Source organism: Lysinibacillus cavernae, from assembly GCF_009724685.1.
Classification (GTDB): Bacteria; Bacillota; Bacilli; order Bacillales_A; family Planococcaceae; genus Lysinibacillus; species Lysinibacillus cavernae.
Map to the genome: position 1 here is coordinate 198,000 of NZ_WMEF01000008.1, position 16,708 is coordinate 214,707.

The window sequence follows — 16,708 nt, forward strand, 5'->3', positions numbered from 1 at the left end:
GATAATCGATTGGAGGTTATGATATGGAGAAAAATGATCAGTTCACTCATACCTTACAGCAAAAAGATCATGAAAATGTTTGGCATCACATGTCCATGCATAACGACAAAGCGCCACCTATTATTGAACAGGGGGAGGGGGCATGGATTACAGATAGTTTAGGCAATCGCTTTTTAGATGGGATGTCAGGCTTATGGGCAGTCAATGTAGGCTATGGCCGCGAGCGTCTTGCCAAGGTTGCCTATGAACAATTAAAAAAATTATGTTATGCTCCTTTAACACAAAGCCATGAACCTGCCATCAGACTCGCAGAAAAAATTAACAGCCTACTAGAAGACGACTATATGATGTTTTATTCGAATAGTGGTTCCGATGCTAATGAAGTGGCTTTTAAGTTAATACGTCAATACCATCAACAAAATGGGGAAGGGACTCGTTATAAAATCATTGCTCGTTATCGCGGCTATCATGGTAGTTCGCTTGGGGCATTGGCTGCTACTGGGCAGGCGTTGCGTAAGTATAAATATGAGCCGTTAACACCTGGCTTCCTGCATGTTGCTCCACCTGATCAGTATCGTCGCCCAAAAGGGCAATCGATTGAAGCGTATAATTTAGCGCGAGCCCGAGAAATCGAAGAAAAGATGATTTGGGAGCAAAAAGAGACGATTGCGGCTGTCATTATGGAACCGCTGATTACTGGTGGCGGTGTGCTTATACCCCATCCTACTTATGTTAAGGAAGTCGAGCGTATTTGTAGAAAACATGGCGTATTACTCATAATTGATGAAGTCATATGTGGCTTTGGGCGAACGGGTAAGTTATTTGGTCATCAGCATTTTGGGATTCGACCTGATATCATTACAATGGCGAAAGGTTTAACAAGTGCCTACTTACCGTTATCGATAACGGCTGTACGAAAAGATATTTATGAAAAATTTAAAGAGACAGATGGCTACAGCCATTTCCGACATATCAATACGTTTGGAGGCAATCCAGCAGCCTGTGCAGTGGCATTAGAAAATATCAAAATCATTGAAGAAGAGAGACTTGTGCAACGGGCAAAAGATTTAGGTATACAATTATTACATGACCTGCAAGACTTATTGGAGCTCCCTTTTGTTGGTGATATTCGTGGACTTGGACTGCTAATTGGCATAGAGCTTGTCGAAGATAAACAATCACAATCACCTGCAAAACCAGAGAGAGTTGCTCAAATCATAGCGGATTGTAAAGCAAATGGGTTAATTGTTGGTAGAAATGGCGATACAGTGGAGGGCTTCAATAATATCATTACGTTAAGCCCACCGCTTTGCTGTACGGATGAAGATCTTGACTTTATGGTAGCTGTTTTAAAAAGAGTATTTGCAGCTAATATATAGCAAAAGGCGATTCCAAATGTGTGGAAACACCAGGAATCGCCTTTAATACTGTCGTTTATGACCCTTTTTCACATAGTCCCAGTCAATTTCTATGTTATGCAAAACACGCTTTAGTAGACTCTGAATGTTGTCCATCTCTTCTTCAGAAAATCCATCTAGTGCACGTTCATTAGAATACTCACCCTCTCGCTTTAAAAAAGGGTAGATGTCCAAGCTTTTGGCTGTTGGAAAGAGTAATTTATTTTTCTTATTCCCCTGCTCAAGACGTTTTTCAATAAAGCCTTTTGTCTCCAACTTTTGAATGGCCCGTGAGGCAGTTGTACGATCCACTTTTAATAACTCTGCCACTTTTTCTTGAATGATACCAGGATTTTCACAAATACGGATGACATACAAATATTGCCCCTTCGTCAAATCCAATTCCTTAAATTCAATATTACTAATCGAGTCTAATGCCCGTGCAATGGCACCAATTTCACGTAAGATTTCTTTCATTTTAAATCCTCCTGAGATTTTTATTGTATTTGCAATAAAAATCGTTCTATACTAATAGTATCATCTTCATAGTGAAATTGCACCTGGGAAGATGGCTATTTAGGAGAAACTAGGAGGAACATTCATGAGCATTAAAAAAATAACAACTGTAGCTGAATTAAAAACAGCGTTTGATTTCCGACGAAACGTTTTTATTGAAGAGCAACAAGTACCTGAGGAAGAAGAATATGATGAATTTGATTCACTAGACGCACCATGTGATCATATTCTTGTGTACTATAATGAGCAACCAGTTGGAACAGGTAGACTACGTATTGTAGACGGCTATGGCAAATTAGAGCGTATTTGTATATTGGAGGAATTCCGTAAATTTGGGCTAGGAAAAGAAATTATAGTAGGCTTAGAGCAAATCGCGCGAGACCATGGTCTAATAAAAGCAAAATTAAATGCCCAATCGTATGCTGAGGGCTTTTATGAAAAATTAGGCTATAAGCGTGAAGGTGATGAATTTATGGATTGTGGGATTCCACATATTTTAATGAAAAAATACTGGTAGCGGATACCTCTCAAACGAGTGAGTTGCTTTGTAACCTTCTAGTAAGTATTCAGTCTGCTGCTAAGAAATGGGAGTTGTTACGAGCGATTTTATCGAATGCCATTCAGCAATTTATTCTATTAACGCGCTCCTCTTGAAGTAGACAGGAAAGACTGTTGAATTAGGAGGAGTTTTTTTATCATTGCCTCTTTGTTACTGATGTTAAAATAAACCGATAGGGTGGGACAATCATCCACGAAAAGGGTTTTCTAATAGGATAGAACAAAGGATGCTTCCATTTGTGCTGCTTGAACAACCAATGTAAATTATGAGAATTGGTATCGTGCGCATTCCTCGTCATGTGCCTTCTTTAAATTTAGGCTTGCTAGTAAAACAATCACAACCAATTCCCGTTTCAATAGTAACCTCCTTATGAAAAAAGCTACCCAAATAGTTGGGCAGCCTTCATTTATTTTTCCTTCACAATCGTACCTGCAAAGCTGTCATGAGGAAGACGTTGCCCATGCTGTTGCTCGAAGGCTTGTCGATTTTTTAAATAGTCAAAAGTACTTACTGTATCTCGATAAGCCATTCGTTTGATAATTTGGCAGTCTGATAATGCATGGCCATCTTCGTTTTCGAGTGCTAGTCCCATTGCCTTGTAGCCAATGGTTTGACCTTTCTTACGGAGCTGCGCATATTCTAATGTCCACATCACGACTGTTGGTGTAACGAGTGCATGAACAGCCTCATTTTTCACTTTTTTTCGTAGGAAATATTCAACACCCAATGTAACGGCAGTTGAAATAGCTGTATCAATTAAAAATGCTGCTGTTCGCTTTTTTGTGATCGATTCCATGTAAGTCCCCCTTTAATTTACTTGTCTCAAGTACATACGAATAGGGAGGGCAAAAAGTTTCGGTTCAATTATATTTTATCTAACGGCAGTGCAGGATAGGAGGGGATGGCCCCGTGCTTCGTTGTCGAAATGCCTGCATAGCGGTTCGCAAAAGACAGTAAGGACTTCGCATGCTGTTCACAAAAGGCGACCAGTTGATCTACAGTAAGTTGATGTTGCAGGAATTGACTTAAAATAGCACCAATAAAAGCATCTCCAGCCCCTGTAGTGTCGACGGTTTGCACCATGTCAGCAGCCACCTTGATATGAGAATTTTTGGCATATAAAGTCGCCCCACCAGCTCCATGTGTAATGATGATGATGGCTACATGTTCCTTGAATAATGTTTGGACGGCTAGGTGCTCATCCTCTAGCGCAGTTAAAAACAGCAGCTCCTCCTCCGAAAGTTTGACAATATGCGCTTTTGGTAAAAAGGCTAAGATGGTTTCACGGCACGCTATCTCATCTTGCCATAAAGGTAAGCGCACATTAGGATCAAAAGAAACTAAGCAGCCTGCTTGATGTGCTTGTTCAATAAAAGCTATATGTGCTTGCTTCATGGGACTTTCAATCAGATTAACGGAACAAAAATGGATGATATCCTTTTCTGTTAATAGCTGTGAGGGGAGATATTCTTGTTTGTACAATAAATCCGCAGCCTGTCGACGATAAAATTGAAAATCCCGTTCGCCAGTTTCGGATAGGGCTACAAAAGCAAGACTGGTTTCTCCCTCAGTTGTTTGGCGAATATAGTGTGTATCTACTCCTACTTGCTGTAAAGTTTTGATCAGAAAATCGCCAAAAGCATCCTGACCGACCTGTGTCAGGAGAGCAGACTGTTGACCAAGCTTTGCGCATACTGCTGCTACATTTGCAGGGGCTCCACCAGCATGCTTTGTAAAGTGCTCGATATTGGCAAGAGAGCCATGCTGCTGTGTCGGTGTAAAATCGATTAATAATTCACCAATTGTGAAGAGTTTGCTCATAATGGTACCTCCTGTTTAAGCCGTTTTTTCTTTGGAATGTAAATCGTATAGAAAATACCCGCAAAAATTAAAAGTATACCCATCGTTTGCATAAAGCTTGGCATAAAATCAAGCAGCAGCATATCCAGTAAAATCGCGACAACAGGATCCACGAAAACTAATACGGATACCAGAATGGTAGAAAGACTGCGAATACTATCAAAAAATAAATAGTATACAAATCCTGTATGAATAAAGCCAGTCCCTAAAATATAAAACCAATTGGATGTCGTTAAACTCTCAAAGAGTGAGAAATCAATGAAAGGCAAAAGAATCACGATACCAACCGTTGTTTGAATATAGGTTAATGCATAGGAGCTAAGTTTTGTAATGGTCTTGCTAGTTAGCATGGTAAGGGCATAAAATACCGCTGACAGTAAGGCCCACACAAAGCCAGATTGCATAAACTCTGAGAACGATACAAAGTTGTTAAGACCAATGATAAAAATACTACCAATAAAACAAGTGATTGTTGCCACAAGTGCCTGGATGGTCATTTTTTCCTTTAAAAAGATCGCACCTAAAATCAAGACAAAAATAGGGGCTAAATTATAAATAGATATCGCAATAGAAATCGACATTTCTTCAAAGGCTTTAAATAAAAATACCCAGTTTAAAACAATAAAGACACCACAAATAATCGTTTGGAAAATTTCTTTTTTATCCCAAATCTCTGTTTTATGCCCACCCGTGATGAGCCACATTCCTCCTAGAAAGAGGGTTGCGCAAATGCATCTAACAAAGACGAGCTCTGTAGCAGGAACACCGGTATGAACAGTAAAAAAACCGATGGAGCCAAATAGTGCCATGGAGACTGTTAATTTAATGATTGCTGACATGTTCATACGAAACCTTCTTTCTATTTTTTATCAAACTTCAATTAAAAAAAGCAGAAGAGGGCTTAGAATTAATACCCTCTAGCTTTCAACTATTCACGAATTTGGCCATTCCCATGAATGAAATATTTAGTTGACGTTAGCGCAGGTAAGCCCATTGGTCCACGAGCATGTAGCTTTTGTGTACTAATACCAATTTCTGCACCATAGCCAAATTCAAAGCCGTCAGTGAAGCGAGTTGAAGCATTATGGTAGACAGCTGCTGCATCAACGTTGTTTAAAAACGTCTCAGCAATCAACGGATCTTCGGTAATAATCGCTTCCGAATGATTAGTGCCAAATTGATGAATGTGTTCTATTGCCTCATAGACGTTGTCCACTAATTTAACACTTATTTTTAAATCCAAGTACTCTGCTGCATAGTCATTCTCCGTAGCTGGAAGGGCAGACGCAAATACCTGACATACATGTTCATCACCGATGATCGTAACGCCTGCTTGGTGAAGTGACGTTAAAAGCTGAACACCGTATGCTGTAAACCAAGTAGGGTGAATGAGTAAACTTTCTGCTGCATTACAAACAGATGGACGCTGCGTTTTAGCATTCAGACAAATTTTTTCAGTTTTTATGTAATCCGCCATTTGATCCACATAAATGTGACAGTTGCCCGCACCTGTTTCGAGTACAGGAACAGTCGCTTCATTGACAACTAAATCAATAAGTGCTTTGCCGCCACGAGGAATTAGCACATCTAAGTACGCTTTTAAATGAAATAATTCTTTAGCCGTTTTGCGACTCGTATCCTCAATTAATTGAACAGCATCGGTAGGGATGGACGTTTGGGTAAGTGCACGATGGATACTTGCCACTAGGGCGATATTTGAATATTTAGCGGATGAGCTTCCGCGCAAAATGATTGCATTGCCTGTTTTCAGAGCGAGTGTCGCTGCATCTACTGTGACGTTTGGTCGTGCCTCATAAATCATACCAATGACACCAAGTGGTACAACACGCTTTTCGATGCGTAAGCCATTATCTTTGTTGATTCGTTCGACGATTGTACCTACTGGATCATTTAAGGAGACAAGTAAATGGATGGCATCGGCCATTGCAGCGATACGTTCTTCATTGAGCATAATTCGGTCCAGTGTAGAAACAGGCATGCCTTGATGTTCACCCTCGGCTAAGTCTTTGGCATTTTCAGCCATGATTGTATGTTGATCGATTAATAGCTGTTCTGCAATTTTTGATAGAGCTTCATTTTTTTCGCAGGTAGTTTTACTATTTAACATGTAACTAGCAGACTTTGCACGTTGTCCTTTGTCTTGAATTTCACTTGCCATTTTTCATTCCTCCTTAATTCGTTTGAATTTTCAGCCATTTATCTCGGTGAATCACCTCGATAGGGTACTTCGACGATGTATCTGTCCGTTTTCCCATTGCAACGGCTAACTCTTGGGATGAGTACAGCACTTCACCACGTCCTAATAAACCATTTTCACTATAGACTTCTAAAACGTCGCCACTGTCAAATTCACCTTCTATACGATAGATCCCAGCAGGTAATAAGCTTTTTCCATTGTTCATTAATGCCTGTTCAGCACCACTATCTATAAAGATTTTACCAGATATTTCCGCAAGTGCAATCCACTGTTTATGATTCGTTAACACTGCAAGCTCTTCATGCTCGACATAGGTACCATCACCATGTCCTGCTATAATCTCCACAAGTTTATGAGCGCCATTACCGGTTCCAATAAACACTTTAACACCAGCAAGTAAAGCTGTTCGAGATGCCAATAGCTTGGAAGCCATGCCGCCAGTGCCAACTTTCGACCCTGTACCATCCGCAAAGCTTAACATATCATCGGTGATGGCTGTTAACCGATCAATGCGTTCTGCCTGCGGATTTTTAGTGGGGTTGGCATTATAAAAACCATTAATATCTGTTAAAATGATGAGCTGATCTGCATGGACAAGACCACTTACGAGTGCTGACAGCATATCATTATCACCGAAGGTTAATTCACTGATAGACACTGTATCGTTTTCATTAATAATCGGTAGCATCGATCGCTCTAATAATTCCTCAAAAGTAGCATAGGCATTTTTATAGCATTCTTTTTTAGAAAAATCAGTGCGTGTCAGTAAAATTTGGGCAGGTATAATATCATAAATACTAAATAATGCGCTGTATGTCTGAATAAGCAAACTCTGCCCCACAGCTGCTGCCGCTTGTTTACCTTTCACTGTAACTGGACGAGCAGGGTAGCCCAACAGTTTAAAACCAGCCGCTACGGCACCTGAAGAAACAAGTAATACTTCATGCCCTTGTTTTTTTAACTCTGCAATTGCCTGTACATGATCCATTAAGCGAACTTTATCGATCTCGCCTTTTGCGTTCGTTAAAGAACTACTGCCAATTTTAACAACAATTCTTTTTCTCTCCATCACACTACCTCCAATTGTTAACGTTTGTCATTGCTTTTTTAAAGAAAAAAAAGCCTTTTCATCCTAAAATTTAGGACGAAAAGACATGCCTTCCGTGGTACCACCTACATTGAATATCATACGATATTCCACTTATCTCATAACGCTAGAGACTGCGCCTAGTTTGGCTAGGACGTTTCACGAAGTAGGTTCATCAGTCTTACTTGTACAATGCCTTGCAGCCGATGGGCATCGCTCTCTTGTCAAACAGTTACTAACTACTAGTCTTCATTCGTTTTTTCATCATACAGTTTTCAACTATTGAATAAAGAATGCACTACTTCCAAAAGCCTGTCAAGCGGAACAGAGGAATTACTTGAAAGTTTTGATAAATCAAGAAATGATGCGAAAAAATGAAGGAGAGAGGGAATATTATTGCTTATTTAAACCACCAAATGGCGACGAAAAGTGGAAGCATAGCCAAAATGATCACAAAAAAGCTCCATAGCACCTGTTTTACAGAAGACATATTTTTAGGTTTAATGCTCATTTGTTCATATAGCTGGTTAATGGCATATTGCTCTTTCGAATAAAGCATTGCTTGAAATTCTTCGTAATCTTGAATATAACTAGAGGGGGCACGTGGACTAAAGCGTAAATTTCGAATGGAGTCCGTAATCTCTTTGTCACCCATCCAATAGGTGATCACAGGCGCTAAGCCTGTATTTTGTGATGCCTTTACCTCAATGTCATATGACTTCATTTTATAGTAAACTTGCCCTTGCTCATCCTCATATTGTGTAACAATATCACTTACGGCCATTAACAATCACCTCTTATGGAAGTTATCTATTATATTATGAGTTTCTACTATTATAATGTATTAGGAGAGAAAAGTATTGCAGAAACGAGTATATTTTGTGAAACGAAAGTTCATGAAAAATTTTCGATAAAGTCATAAACTTACATCTAGTGAGAACAACGTCATGTAGTATAATGTAAATAGTTTTTTATATAGAAGTTGAAGGAAGGGAAACTTTTTGGAAATCTCAACGTTATTCGCGTTTTTAGGTGCAGCGATTATTTTAACCATTATGCCAGGACCAGATAATTTGTTTGTGCTTGCTCAAAGTATTACACAAGATAAAAAGGCAGGTATTGCCACATCGCTTGGATTATGCACGGGTCTACTTGTCCATATTAGTGCAGCGGTACTCGGTATTTCTGCAATTATTTATCAATCGACAATCATTTTCTCAATCGTTAAATTTGCAGGAGCAGCGTATTTATTATATCTAGCTTGGCAATCATTTCGTGCCAAGGGTGATCCATTTACCTTGCAACAGCAAAACGCGCAAGCTTATGTCAAATTATATAAAAAAGGAATTTTAATGAATATTTTAAATCCAAAAGTATCTTTATTTTTCCTAGCGCTATTACCACAGTTTGTCAATCCATCACAGGGTCATGTTGCGTTTCAAATGTTTATTTTGGGTATAGTATTTTTAGTACAAGCATTAGTATTATTTTCATTATTTAGTATATTTGCAGGGAAAGTAAGAAAAGTCATTATCGGCCAACCTGCGATCGCTAAGCGATTAAATATGATTCAAGGTATCCTATTCACATTTATTGGGATACAAATTGCCATCAGCAAACAATAGGGAGGAATGGTCATGGCTATATTACATATTACGTTTAACTTAGCAACTCAGGGTTCCATGAAACTTGCCATCCGTCAACATCATTTGCAGCGTGATGAATCCGTTCTAAGTGTTCACGACGATTTCTCGATTGGACCTCTTAGAAGCATTGAAGAACGGAAAAGTTGGTTAACCACTCATATATTTAAGGACAATGATGATCAGCAATTGTACGATGATATGTTTGGAAACTGGAAGAAAAAAATTGCCAATTTACCATGTGATATGGATGTTTGGATTTGGTATAGTCAAAATGCTCATGAACAAATTGCGCTACGTTATGTAATGAGTGAGTTTATTCAAAAATGTAGTATGGTGTATGGAATTGATGCAACAGAAGGTCTGAAGCGTATTCAACCCAATATGGACATTCGTCATACAGGTGAGCTTTCCTCAGAGATGCTAATGAAGCTGCGCCCCGATGCAAAACGATTTTCTGTGCAAGAGTGTCAACAGCTTGCTAAGGAGTGGGAGGACATCAAAGAACAGCCAAGTACACTACGACTGTGGGAAAATGGTCTTCAGCATGTAGAAGAAGATGCACTGGATGCGCTCATTATCGACAGTGCAAAAGGTTTGCATGTTCAGCACAATGAAGATTGGCTTATGTCCACACATATTATTGCGAAGATATTTGAAACAGTGGATGATTATGTAGGTGATGATTTTGTAGAATATCGTCTGCTAAAACTCGTGAAACAAGGACTGTTTGAGATGAAAGGTGATTCAACAGAGAGCCATTCTTATCAAGTAAAATTACGTTAATTAAAGATCAGGGCTACTCTGTAAGATTAAGTGCAAGTAATTGTACATTATGTCTTATTCAATAGTGTTTCTTTTATAATGTTACACATTAAATAAAAATGCACATTACTAAATGATTTAATTTAGTGGTGTGCTTTTTTGCTTTGGCAATCTTTCTCATTTAGAACAGTTGGTTTCTTTTTGTAAAAAATCAGCGTTTACAACTTACTTTAAATCGAACTTTATTAAATAGCTACATCTATATAAACATAAAAGCAGAATGAGTCCTTCAACTAATTCTGCAAAAAGCTATTATAATGTGTAACATTCTATTTGTCATGTTGTTAAATCTTTAATAGTAGAAAGTAAACTTGACTTTTAATAAAACAACTTGCCCTGATCTTTTACTTTTATTATGAATCCAGTCATCCTGTAAAGGAAATTTTCATGTTAGAAAAAATACCTAAAAATGGCTGATAAAATGAAAAACGTTACTACTCCTAGAAGAAAAATAAGTATGTTTTTTGTTACGTTGCTTATATTTCCCATCATTTCTTTCACTAATAATTTACAATTAACCTAAGACTAACAATGGATATACAATCATTTCAACTATCTATTCACGCCATTTTTTGCGACATTTTAGCGATCTTAAGATAGTGGATGGGAAGAAGCCTTGCAATGTGAAAAAATAGGGGGTTTTACTGAAAATAGAAAGCGAGTAAACATAACACCGAAGTGTTATGGTTACTCGCTTTCCGTTTATTTATTTTCATAAAAATCGAAGACAAATTGCTTAAATTGACGCGCTGATGGGGGCAAATAGCGATTCTCTATCCAAGCCATGCCAATAATTCGTTCACATACCATGTCTTCAACATGAATCTTGACGATTTTTTTCGGATTCAAATCCTCATCATCTGGTAGTAAGGAAACACCAAGCCCTGCTCCAACAAAACCAGCAATGGTAGATACCTCGTCACCTTCATATGAGATTATGGGCTTTATGCCTGCAGCATTTAACAAGCGATCAGCAGAACGACGTAATGCATAGCCCTTTTTCATCAACACAAAATTTTCATGCTCCAATTCTTTCATTTTAATGCTCTTGCGGTGGGCAAGTGGGTGGTCTATGGGTACCATAATAAAGAGCTCATCTCGCCACAGTTCCTTCCAACAAACGGGTGGCTCTGTATCAATTGCAGCCAGTAAACAGAGGTCTAACTCACCAGCCAGCAACTGTTTTAACTGTGAATGGGAGTAGTTTTGCGTGAAATGAAAACGGATATGGGGGTGCTTTTGACGAAAAGCACGAATCAAGTCTGGTACGATACTCGTTCCAAGTGTATGTAAAAAACCAAGTGAGACATCTCCAAGCTCCGGATTATTAAGTTCCTGTAATTCTAAAACAGCCTTTTCATATTCTTTACGCATTCGTTGCACACGATATAAGAACAATTCGCCATATCGGTTTAGCATAATCGAGCGCCCTTGTCTGTCAAAAAGCGGTACACCTAATTCTTCTTCCAGCTTAGAAATAGAACGACTTAGTGCTGGCTGTGAAATCGCTAATGCTTCAGCAGCTCTTGTCATATGCTCTAACTTTGCAACCGTTACAAAATACTCCAATTGTTGCCACTCCATTTTTTCACCTCTCTTCTCATTATTTTTAAGTTATCTGCATTATAACGGGAAACAGACTGGAAGTATAGGTATCAAAAGTTTTTTAAAAGGACGTGGTATTTAAATAGAAGAATGGAAAAGTGAAGTAGCAGAAAGAGTGATAGTACAGCCATTAACCTGACATCATTGATGCACAAAACACATCAATTTGATAAAAACTATAAATTATACATTATGAATAAAGGGTGATAAGATAGACACATAAAGTACACAATTATAAATTTCCGTGAAGGGGATATCATAAAATGAAGTTAACAAAGCCACAACCTCTAACAATCGAGGGAGGCAAAAAAGCCGTACTATTACTGCATGGATTCACAGGTAGCACAAAAGATGTGAAAAAACTAGGAGAATTTTTATCTCAACGAGGTTATACCGTTCATGCACCAATTTATAGTGGGCACGGCGTTGAACCAGAAGCATTATTAGAAACAAGACCAGAGGACTGGTGGAACGATGTAGTAGAAGGTTATAACTTCCTACATAAGAAAGGCCATGAAGAAATCGCTGTTGTGGGGATTTCACTTGGTGGCGTCTTCTCATTAAAAGTTGCAGAGACGTTCCCAGTGAAAGCATGTGTAGCAATGTGTGCACCGATTACACGTGATAATTCGAAAGGTTTATTCACACGTCTGTACCACTATGCTCGTTTATATAAACATTTTGAAAATAAATCAAAAGATCAAATTATTTCAGAATTACATGAGTTACGTATTTCACCAAAAGATTCATTAGATGGCGTCACACGTTTAACAACTGAAACACGTGAGGAATTATCTACAATCAAAGCACCAACACTAGTATTACAAGGTTCACTAGATGATGAGCTATATCAAGAAAGTGCGCCTTTCATTTTAAATACTGTAGAAACTGATGATAAAGAAATCATTTGGTATGAAAATTCAGGTCATATTATTACGTTAGACAAAGAACGTGATAAAGTATATGAAGATGTTTATAAATTTTTGGATCATATTGAATGGTCAGTGGCAAACTAAGGAGGAGCTGTCAGCGGGCAGCTCTTTTTTTGTTTAATAAACTTCTCTTTAAAGCATTCATCTAAATAAACGAAAAAACTATTGTAATTATAATAAATGCTTGATAACATGATTGAATTGTAGTGAAAAATCATTCGATTAAAATAATTTGCTATAGTCTAAAACATCTAAGGAGCACATCAATTATGCAACAAAAAATACCTTTCTCAACTTACGCAGTCATCGGTACGATGTTATTTGGACTGTATTTCGGAGCAGGGAACCTTATCTTTCCAATTCAAATGGGTCAATTAGCTGGGACCAATTTTTGGTTTGGGTTAATCGGATTTTTAGTCACTGCTATCGGGCTACCATTCCTCGGAATTTTAGCGATTGGATTATCAGGTAGTAATGGTCTACGTGATTTAGCGAATCGTGTTCACCCTGTATTTGGTATTGTTTTTTCATTGGCACTTTACTTAACAATCGGACCGTTTTTTGCGATTCCACGTACAGCAACTGTACCTTTTGTAGTAGGCTTTGAACCCTATATTCAAGCTCAACATGCAACGCTACTACTAGCAGTATTTAGCTTTATATTTTTCGCCATTGTTTACTATTTCTCTTTAAATCCAGCAAAGATAATGGATTACATCGGTAAATATTTAACACCTGCTTTTTTAGTTGTGCTATTTATTCTAATTATTACGAGCATCGTTAAGCCAATGGGCGATTTCCAGCAACCAATGGGGGCTTATATGGATGCTGCCTTTATGACAGGCTTTAAAGAAGGCTATAATACGATGGACGCCTTAGCATCACTTGCATTCGGGATTGTAGTCATCAATGCGATTAAAAGTGCTGGTATTACAGATCGAAAGGAAATAGCCAAGGCTACATGGAAATCGGGCATTTTTGCAATGGCCTTAATGACGATCATTTACGGTCTGATTACGTATATGGGGGCTTCAAGTATTCATGCTGTAGGTAATTTTGATAATGGAGGCTTAATTTTTGCCGCTGTGGCGGATCACTACTTTGGCTCTTTTGGGGCAATTTTATTGGCGCTTATTATTGTCCTTGCTTGTTTAAAGACAAGTATCGGTTTAATTACGTCTTGTAGTGAATTTTTCCACGAAGTGTTTCCAAAAATTAGCTATAAATGGTTTGTGTTCATACTTTGTGTTGTGTCCTTTACGATTGCAAACTTTGGCTTAAACAATATCATCCAATTTGCCATCCCTGTTTTAATGTTCTTATATCCACTAGCAATCGTATTAATATTGCTTGCGCTTAGCTCATCATTCTTTCATAATAAGCAAACGGTTTATGCTATTGCGATGATTTTTACTTTTTTCATTAGTTTGATTGATGGCTATAAAGCATTGGTTGAAAGTGTACCAGGTGCAAAAATAAGCGTTTTGGACGCTGTTGAGAAGCTTTATTCAACGATACTTCCTTTTTATGACATAGGATTGGGTTGGATACTGCCAGCGCTTATTGGAGTAGTTATTGGAAGTCTTTTTCCATCCAGGAAAGTGTTATAATGAAAAATGGCACGCACAGGGAATGATTACTGTGCGTGCTTTTTGTTGGATTAGTAAGCTGTCCAGCCACCATCTACTGCAATAACTTGTCCGTTCACAAAGCTTGCTTCGTCCGAGCCAAGGAAAATAGCTAATTGAGCGATTTCTTCTGGTTGACCAGCACGTGGGTTAATAGAAAGACCAAGTGCTTGGCGAGCGGCACCAGTTTGGCTCATATTTGTCATAGAAGAGGCGATATTGGTGATAACTGCCCCTGGCGCAATACCATTACAGCGGATATTTTTATCAGCATACATAAAAGCAGTATTTTTTGTTAAACCAACAACCGCATGTTTAGAAGCCGTATAAGCAGCCCCTGCACGTGCCCCATATAGGCCACCAGCAGAAATATTATTAACAAAGACACCGTGTCCTTGTGCAAGGAAAATTTCTGTTGCCATACGCATTGAGCGCATGACTGCCGTCGTATTGACTGCAAACACTTTATCCCAACGTTCATCAGAAATTTCACCAACTGGCTCCATTCCATCCATGATGCCAGCATTGTTGACTAAAATATCTAATTGACCATAGTTGTTTTTCGTTTCATCAAATAAACGTTGTAAGTCTTCTGTTGATGCGACATTTGTTTGAATGGCAAATGCTGAACCTCCAGCCGCTTGAATGCCTTCCACAACCGCTTGGGCACCCTCTAAATTTAAGTCTGAAACGACAACCTTAGCGCCTTCTTTTGCATACCCTTCTGCAATGGCTTTCCCCATACCTGAAGCTGCTCCTGTCACAATGGCTACTTTACCTTCTAATCTCATCTCAAAGACCTCCTCATTGTATTTCGTTAAATATTGAACATCTGTTCATTAAAATCATATAATAGATTTGAAAGCGATTTCAATACGCAAAAAATCTCGATGTGTTGAGTAATCAACACTTTTTAGAAAACTGTATAGTAAGGAGCTGAAAAAATTGCGTACAACGGATTTACGAATCATTAAAACGAAACAAGCCCTGCACAACGCCTTATTGACCTTGCTCATTCAAAAGCCATTGGAACAAATATCTATTGCTGAAATATGCAGAGAGGCTAAAGTCAATAGGGGGACTTTTTATTTACATTACGAGCAAAAAGAGGGACTCTTTGAAGAATACTTTCAGGAGATTATGGAAGATTTATATCAATCTTATGAAGAACCCTATCGTGCCGTGACAACTTTGGATACCAATCAATTAGATCCGAACACCATTCGTATTTTTCATCATATTGAACGCTATAAAATGTTTTATCGTATTGTGTTTTCTAAAAATGTTCCTTTGACATACTATTACATGTTATTTGATGGCATTTATTCACTGTTAGAACGAGATATTACCTCTCATCACGAGCATCAAATGGCTGATAACATTTCGATCGGGTATTATAGCGCCTATCAAGCAAACGCCATCATCGGGCTTATTATCCAATGGTATCGCGGAGATTTTAGCGATAGTGTGACCGTTTTAAATCAGCAGCTAGCTGCCATTTTAAAGAATGTTCGAAGCGGTGGATAGAACGGAGGAGTGGTGGATGGAGCGCTCGAAGTGGAGGATAGAACGCTCAGATTGATGGATAGAAGAGAAACAGGTGGATAGAACGCTCGAAATGATGGATAGAACAGGGAAAGTGGAGGATAGAACGCTCAGATTGATTGATAGAGGAGAAACAGGTGGAAAGAACGCCTGAAGTGATGGATAGAGCAGGGAAAGTGGTGGAAAGAACGCTCAGATTGATGGATAGAACAGGGAAAGTGGAGGATAGAACGCTCAGATTGATTGATAGAGGAGAAACAGGTGGAAAGAACGCCTGAAGTGATGGATAGAGCAGGGAAAGTGGTGGAAAGAACGCTCAGATTGATGGATAGAACAGGGAAAGTGGAGGATAGAACGCTCAGATTGATTGATAGAGGAGAAACAGGTGGAAAGAACGCCTGAAGTGATGGATAGAGCAGGGAAAGTGGTGGAAAGAACGCTCAGATTGATGGATAGAAGAGACACAGGTGGATAGAACGCTCGAAGTGATAGATAGAGCAAAGAAAGTGAAGGATAGAATGCCAGAAGTGATAGATAGAAGAGAAACAGGAGGATAGAACGCCAGAAGTGATGGATAGAGCAAAGAAAGTGGTGGATAGAATGCTCAGATTGATGGATAGAAGAGAAACAGGTGGATAGAACGCCAGAAGTGATGGATAGAACAGAGAAAGCGGTGGATAGAACGCCAGAAGTGATGGATAGAACAGAGAAAGTGGAGGATAGAACGCCAGAAGTGATAGATAGAGCAAAGAAAGTGGAGGATAGAACGCTCAGATTGATGGATAGAGGAGAAACAGGTGGAAAGAACGCCTGAAGTGATGGATAGAGCAGTGAAAGCGGTGGATAGAACGCCAGAAGTGATGGATAGAACAGAGAAAGTGGTGGATAGAACG

General features: G+C 38.8%; 19 protein-coding genes. 10 read left to right on the top strand and 9 right to left on the bottom strand.

The features are described 5' to 3' along the window. Window positions 1–23: 23 nt before the first annotated feature. On the top strand, window positions 24–1,379 hold the full coding sequence (locus GJU32_RS16180; RefSeq protein ID WP_155592993.1) for an aspartate aminotransferase family protein: 1,356 nt from the start codon (window positions 24–26) through the stop codon (window positions 1,377–1,379). A gap of 42 nt (window positions 1,380–1,421) precedes the next feature. On the opposite strand, the gene GJU32_RS16185 is transcribed toward GJU32_RS16180, so the two are convergent. Next, window positions 1,422–1,874, bottom strand: a complete 453-nt coding sequence (locus tag GJU32_RS16185; protein WP_155592994.1) for a MarR family winged helix-turn-helix transcriptional regulator — start codon at window positions 1,872–1,874, stop codon at window positions 1,422–1,424. A gap of 124 nt (window positions 1,875–1,998) precedes the next feature. Here GJU32_RS16185 and GJU32_RS16190 point away from each other — a divergent pair, with 124 nt between their 5' ends. Then, window positions 1,999–2,430 (top strand): GNAT family N-acetyltransferase, encoded by a 432-nt coding sequence (locus tag GJU32_RS16190; RefSeq protein WP_155592995.1) that lies wholly within the window; start codon window positions 1,999–2,001, stop codon window positions 2,428–2,430. 448 nt (window positions 2,431–2,878) lie between these two features. Here GJU32_RS16190 and GJU32_RS16195 read toward each other — a convergent pair whose 3' ends face one another. The 6 genes from GJU32_RS16195 to GJU32_RS16220 all read right to left on the bottom strand — a co-directional run bounded on the left by GJU32_RS16195 (window position 2,879) and on the right by GJU32_RS16220 (window position 8,421). Next, window positions 2,879–3,268, bottom strand: a complete 390-nt coding sequence (locus GJU32_RS16195; RefSeq protein WP_155592996.1) for an RDD family protein — start codon at window positions 3,266–3,268, stop codon at window positions 2,879–2,881. Between the two features lie 68 nt (window positions 3,269–3,336). Further along, entirely contained in the window at window positions 3,337–4,293 is a 957-nt protein-coding gene (locus GJU32_RS16200; protein WP_155592997.1) for a carbohydrate kinase family protein, read from the bottom strand. Beyond that, on the bottom strand, window positions 4,290–5,177 hold the full coding sequence (locus tag GJU32_RS16205) for a DMT family transporter (RefSeq protein WP_155592998.1): 888 nt from the start codon (window positions 5,175–5,177) through the stop codon (window positions 4,290–4,292). The genes GJU32_RS16200 and GJU32_RS16205 overlap by 4 nt, the downstream gene beginning before the upstream one ends. An 83-nt stretch (window positions 5,178–5,260) precedes the next feature. Then, window positions 5,261–6,511 carry a glutamate-5-semialdehyde dehydrogenase gene (locus GJU32_RS16210; protein WP_155592999.1) on the bottom strand — a complete coding sequence of 417 codons (1,251 nt, stop codon included), beginning with the start codon at window positions 6,509–6,511 and terminating at the stop codon, window positions 5,261–5,263. 13 nt (window positions 6,512–6,524) lie between these two features. Next, a complete protein-coding gene (gene proB, locus GJU32_RS16215) occupies window positions 6,525–7,619 on the bottom strand; it encodes a glutamate 5-kinase (RefSeq protein WP_155593000.1) in 1,095 nt (364 codons plus the stop codon). A gap of 418 nt (window positions 7,620–8,037) precedes the next feature. Further along, window positions 8,038–8,421 (bottom strand): sodium:proton antiporter, encoded by a 384-nt coding sequence (locus GJU32_RS16220; RefSeq protein ID WP_155593001.1) that lies wholly within the window; start codon window positions 8,419–8,421, stop codon window positions 8,038–8,040. A 217-nt stretch (window positions 8,422–8,638) separates the two neighbouring features. Between GJU32_RS16220 and GJU32_RS16225 the strand changes: the two genes are divergently transcribed. Both GJU32_RS16225 and GJU32_RS16230 read left to right on the top strand, forming a co-directional pair. After that, window positions 8,639–9,262: a LysE family translocator gene (locus tag GJU32_RS16225; RefSeq protein ID WP_155593002.1), complete on the top strand. Its 624-nt coding sequence runs from the start codon at window positions 8,639–8,641 to the stop codon at window positions 9,260–9,262. Window positions 9,263–9,274: 12 nt separating this feature from the next. Beyond that, on the top strand, window positions 9,275–10,066 hold the full coding sequence (locus GJU32_RS16230) for a DUF1835 domain-containing protein (RefSeq protein WP_155593003.1): 792 nt from the start codon (window positions 9,275–9,277) through the stop codon (window positions 10,064–10,066). Between the two features lie 741 nt (window positions 10,067–10,807). Here GJU32_RS16230 and GJU32_RS16235 read toward each other — a convergent pair. Beyond that, window positions 10,808–11,689, bottom strand: a complete 882-nt coding sequence (locus tag GJU32_RS16235; protein ID WP_155593004.1) for a LysR family transcriptional regulator — start codon at window positions 11,687–11,689, stop codon at window positions 10,808–10,810. A gap of 284 nt (window positions 11,690–11,973) precedes the next feature. On the opposite strand from GJU32_RS16235, the gene GJU32_RS16240 reads away from it, so the two are divergent. Further along, the gene (locus tag GJU32_RS16240; protein WP_155593005.1) at window positions 11,974–12,726 is read left to right on the top strand and encodes an alpha/beta hydrolase; all 753 of its coding nucleotides are present in this window, start codon (window positions 11,974–11,976) and stop codon (window positions 12,724–12,726) included. Window positions 12,727–12,911: 185 nt separating this feature from the next. Next, the gene (brnQ, locus tag GJU32_RS16245) at window positions 12,912–14,252 is read left to right on the top strand and encodes a branched-chain amino acid transport system II carrier protein (protein WP_155593006.1); all 1,341 of its coding nucleotides are present in this window, start codon (window positions 12,912–12,914) and stop codon (window positions 14,250–14,252) included. Between the two features lie 50 nt (window positions 14,253–14,302). Here the strand turns inward: brnQ and GJU32_RS16250 are convergent, their stop codons facing one another. Beyond that, window positions 14,303–15,061: an SDR family oxidoreductase gene (locus GJU32_RS16250; protein ID WP_155593007.1), complete on the bottom strand. Its 759-nt coding sequence runs from the start codon at window positions 15,059–15,061 to the stop codon at window positions 14,303–14,305. A gap of 154 nt (window positions 15,062–15,215) precedes the next feature. Between GJU32_RS16250 and GJU32_RS16255 the strand changes: the two genes are divergently transcribed. From GJU32_RS16255 to GJU32_RS16270, 4 genes are all read left to right on the top strand, one after another. Then, the gene (locus tag GJU32_RS16255; protein ID WP_155593008.1) at window positions 15,216–15,797 is read left to right on the top strand and encodes a TetR/AcrR family transcriptional regulator; all 582 of its coding nucleotides are present in this window, start codon (window positions 15,216–15,218) and stop codon (window positions 15,795–15,797) included. Between the two features lie 155 nt (window positions 15,798–15,952). After that, a complete protein-coding gene (locus GJU32_RS16260; RefSeq protein WP_155593009.1) occupies window positions 15,953–16,093 on the top strand; it encodes a hypothetical protein in 141 nt (46 codons plus the stop codon). Further along, entirely contained in the window at window positions 16,077–16,217 is a 141-nt protein-coding gene (locus GJU32_RS16265) for a hypothetical protein (RefSeq protein WP_155593009.1), read from the top strand. The genes GJU32_RS16260 and GJU32_RS16265 overlap by 17 nt, the downstream gene beginning before the upstream one ends. 229 nt (window positions 16,218–16,446) lie before the next feature. Then, window positions 16,447–16,629 carry a hypothetical protein gene (locus tag GJU32_RS16270; RefSeq protein ID WP_155593010.1) on the top strand — a complete coding sequence of 61 codons (183 nt, stop codon included), beginning with the start codon at window positions 16,447–16,449 and terminating at the stop codon, window positions 16,627–16,629. Window positions 16,630–16,708: the final 79 nt, after the last annotated feature.

Bases quoted from the DNA above. Each gene is read 5' to 3' on its own strand.
- GJU32_RS16180 (WP_155592993.1), top strand. From the start codon at position 24: ATGGAGAAAAATGATCAGTTCACTCATACCTTACAGCAAAAAGATCAT.
- GJU32_RS16185 (WP_155592994.1), bottom strand. From the start codon at position 1,874: ATGAAAGAAATCTTACGTGAAATTGGTGCCATTGCACGGGCATTAGAC.
- GJU32_RS16190 (WP_155592995.1), top strand. From the start codon at position 1,999: ATGAGCATTAAAAAAATAACAACTGTAGCTGAATTAAAAACAGCGTTT.
- GJU32_RS16195 (WP_155592996.1), bottom strand. From the start codon at position 3,268: ATGGAATCGATCACAAAAAAGCGAACAGCAGCATTTTTAATTGATACA.
- GJU32_RS16200 (WP_155592997.1), bottom strand. From the start codon at position 4,293: ATGAGCAAACTCTTCACAATTGGTGAATTATTAATCGATTTTACACCG.
- GJU32_RS16205 (WP_155592998.1), bottom strand. From the start codon at position 5,177: ATGAACATGTCAGCAATCATTAAATTAACAGTCTCCATGGCACTATTT.
- GJU32_RS16210 (WP_155592999.1), bottom strand. From the start codon at position 6,511: ATGGCAAGTGAAATTCAAGACAAAGGACAACGTGCAAAGTCTGCTAGT.
- proB (WP_155593000.1), bottom strand. From the start codon at position 7,619: ATGGAGAGAAAAAGAATTGTTGTTAAAATTGGCAGTAGTTCTTTAACG.
- GJU32_RS16220 (WP_155593001.1), bottom strand. From the start codon at position 8,421: ATGGCCGTAAGTGATATTGTTACACAATATGAGGATGAGCAAGGGCAA.
- GJU32_RS16230 (WP_155593003.1), top strand. From the start codon at position 9,275: ATGGCTATATTACATATTACGTTTAACTTAGCAACTCAGGGTTCCATG.
- GJU32_RS16235 (WP_155593004.1), bottom strand. From the start codon at position 11,689: ATGGAGTGGCAACAATTGGAGTATTTTGTAACGGTTGCAAAGTTAGAG.
- GJU32_RS16240 (WP_155593005.1), top strand. From the start codon at position 11,974: ATGAAGTTAACAAAGCCACAACCTCTAACAATCGAGGGAGGCAAAAAA.
- brnQ (WP_155593006.1), top strand. From the start codon at position 12,912: ATGCAACAAAAAATACCTTTCTCAACTTACGCAGTCATCGGTACGATG.
- GJU32_RS16250 (WP_155593007.1), bottom strand. From the start codon at position 15,061: ATGAGATTAGAAGGTAAAGTAGCCATTGTGACAGGAGCAGCTTCAGGT.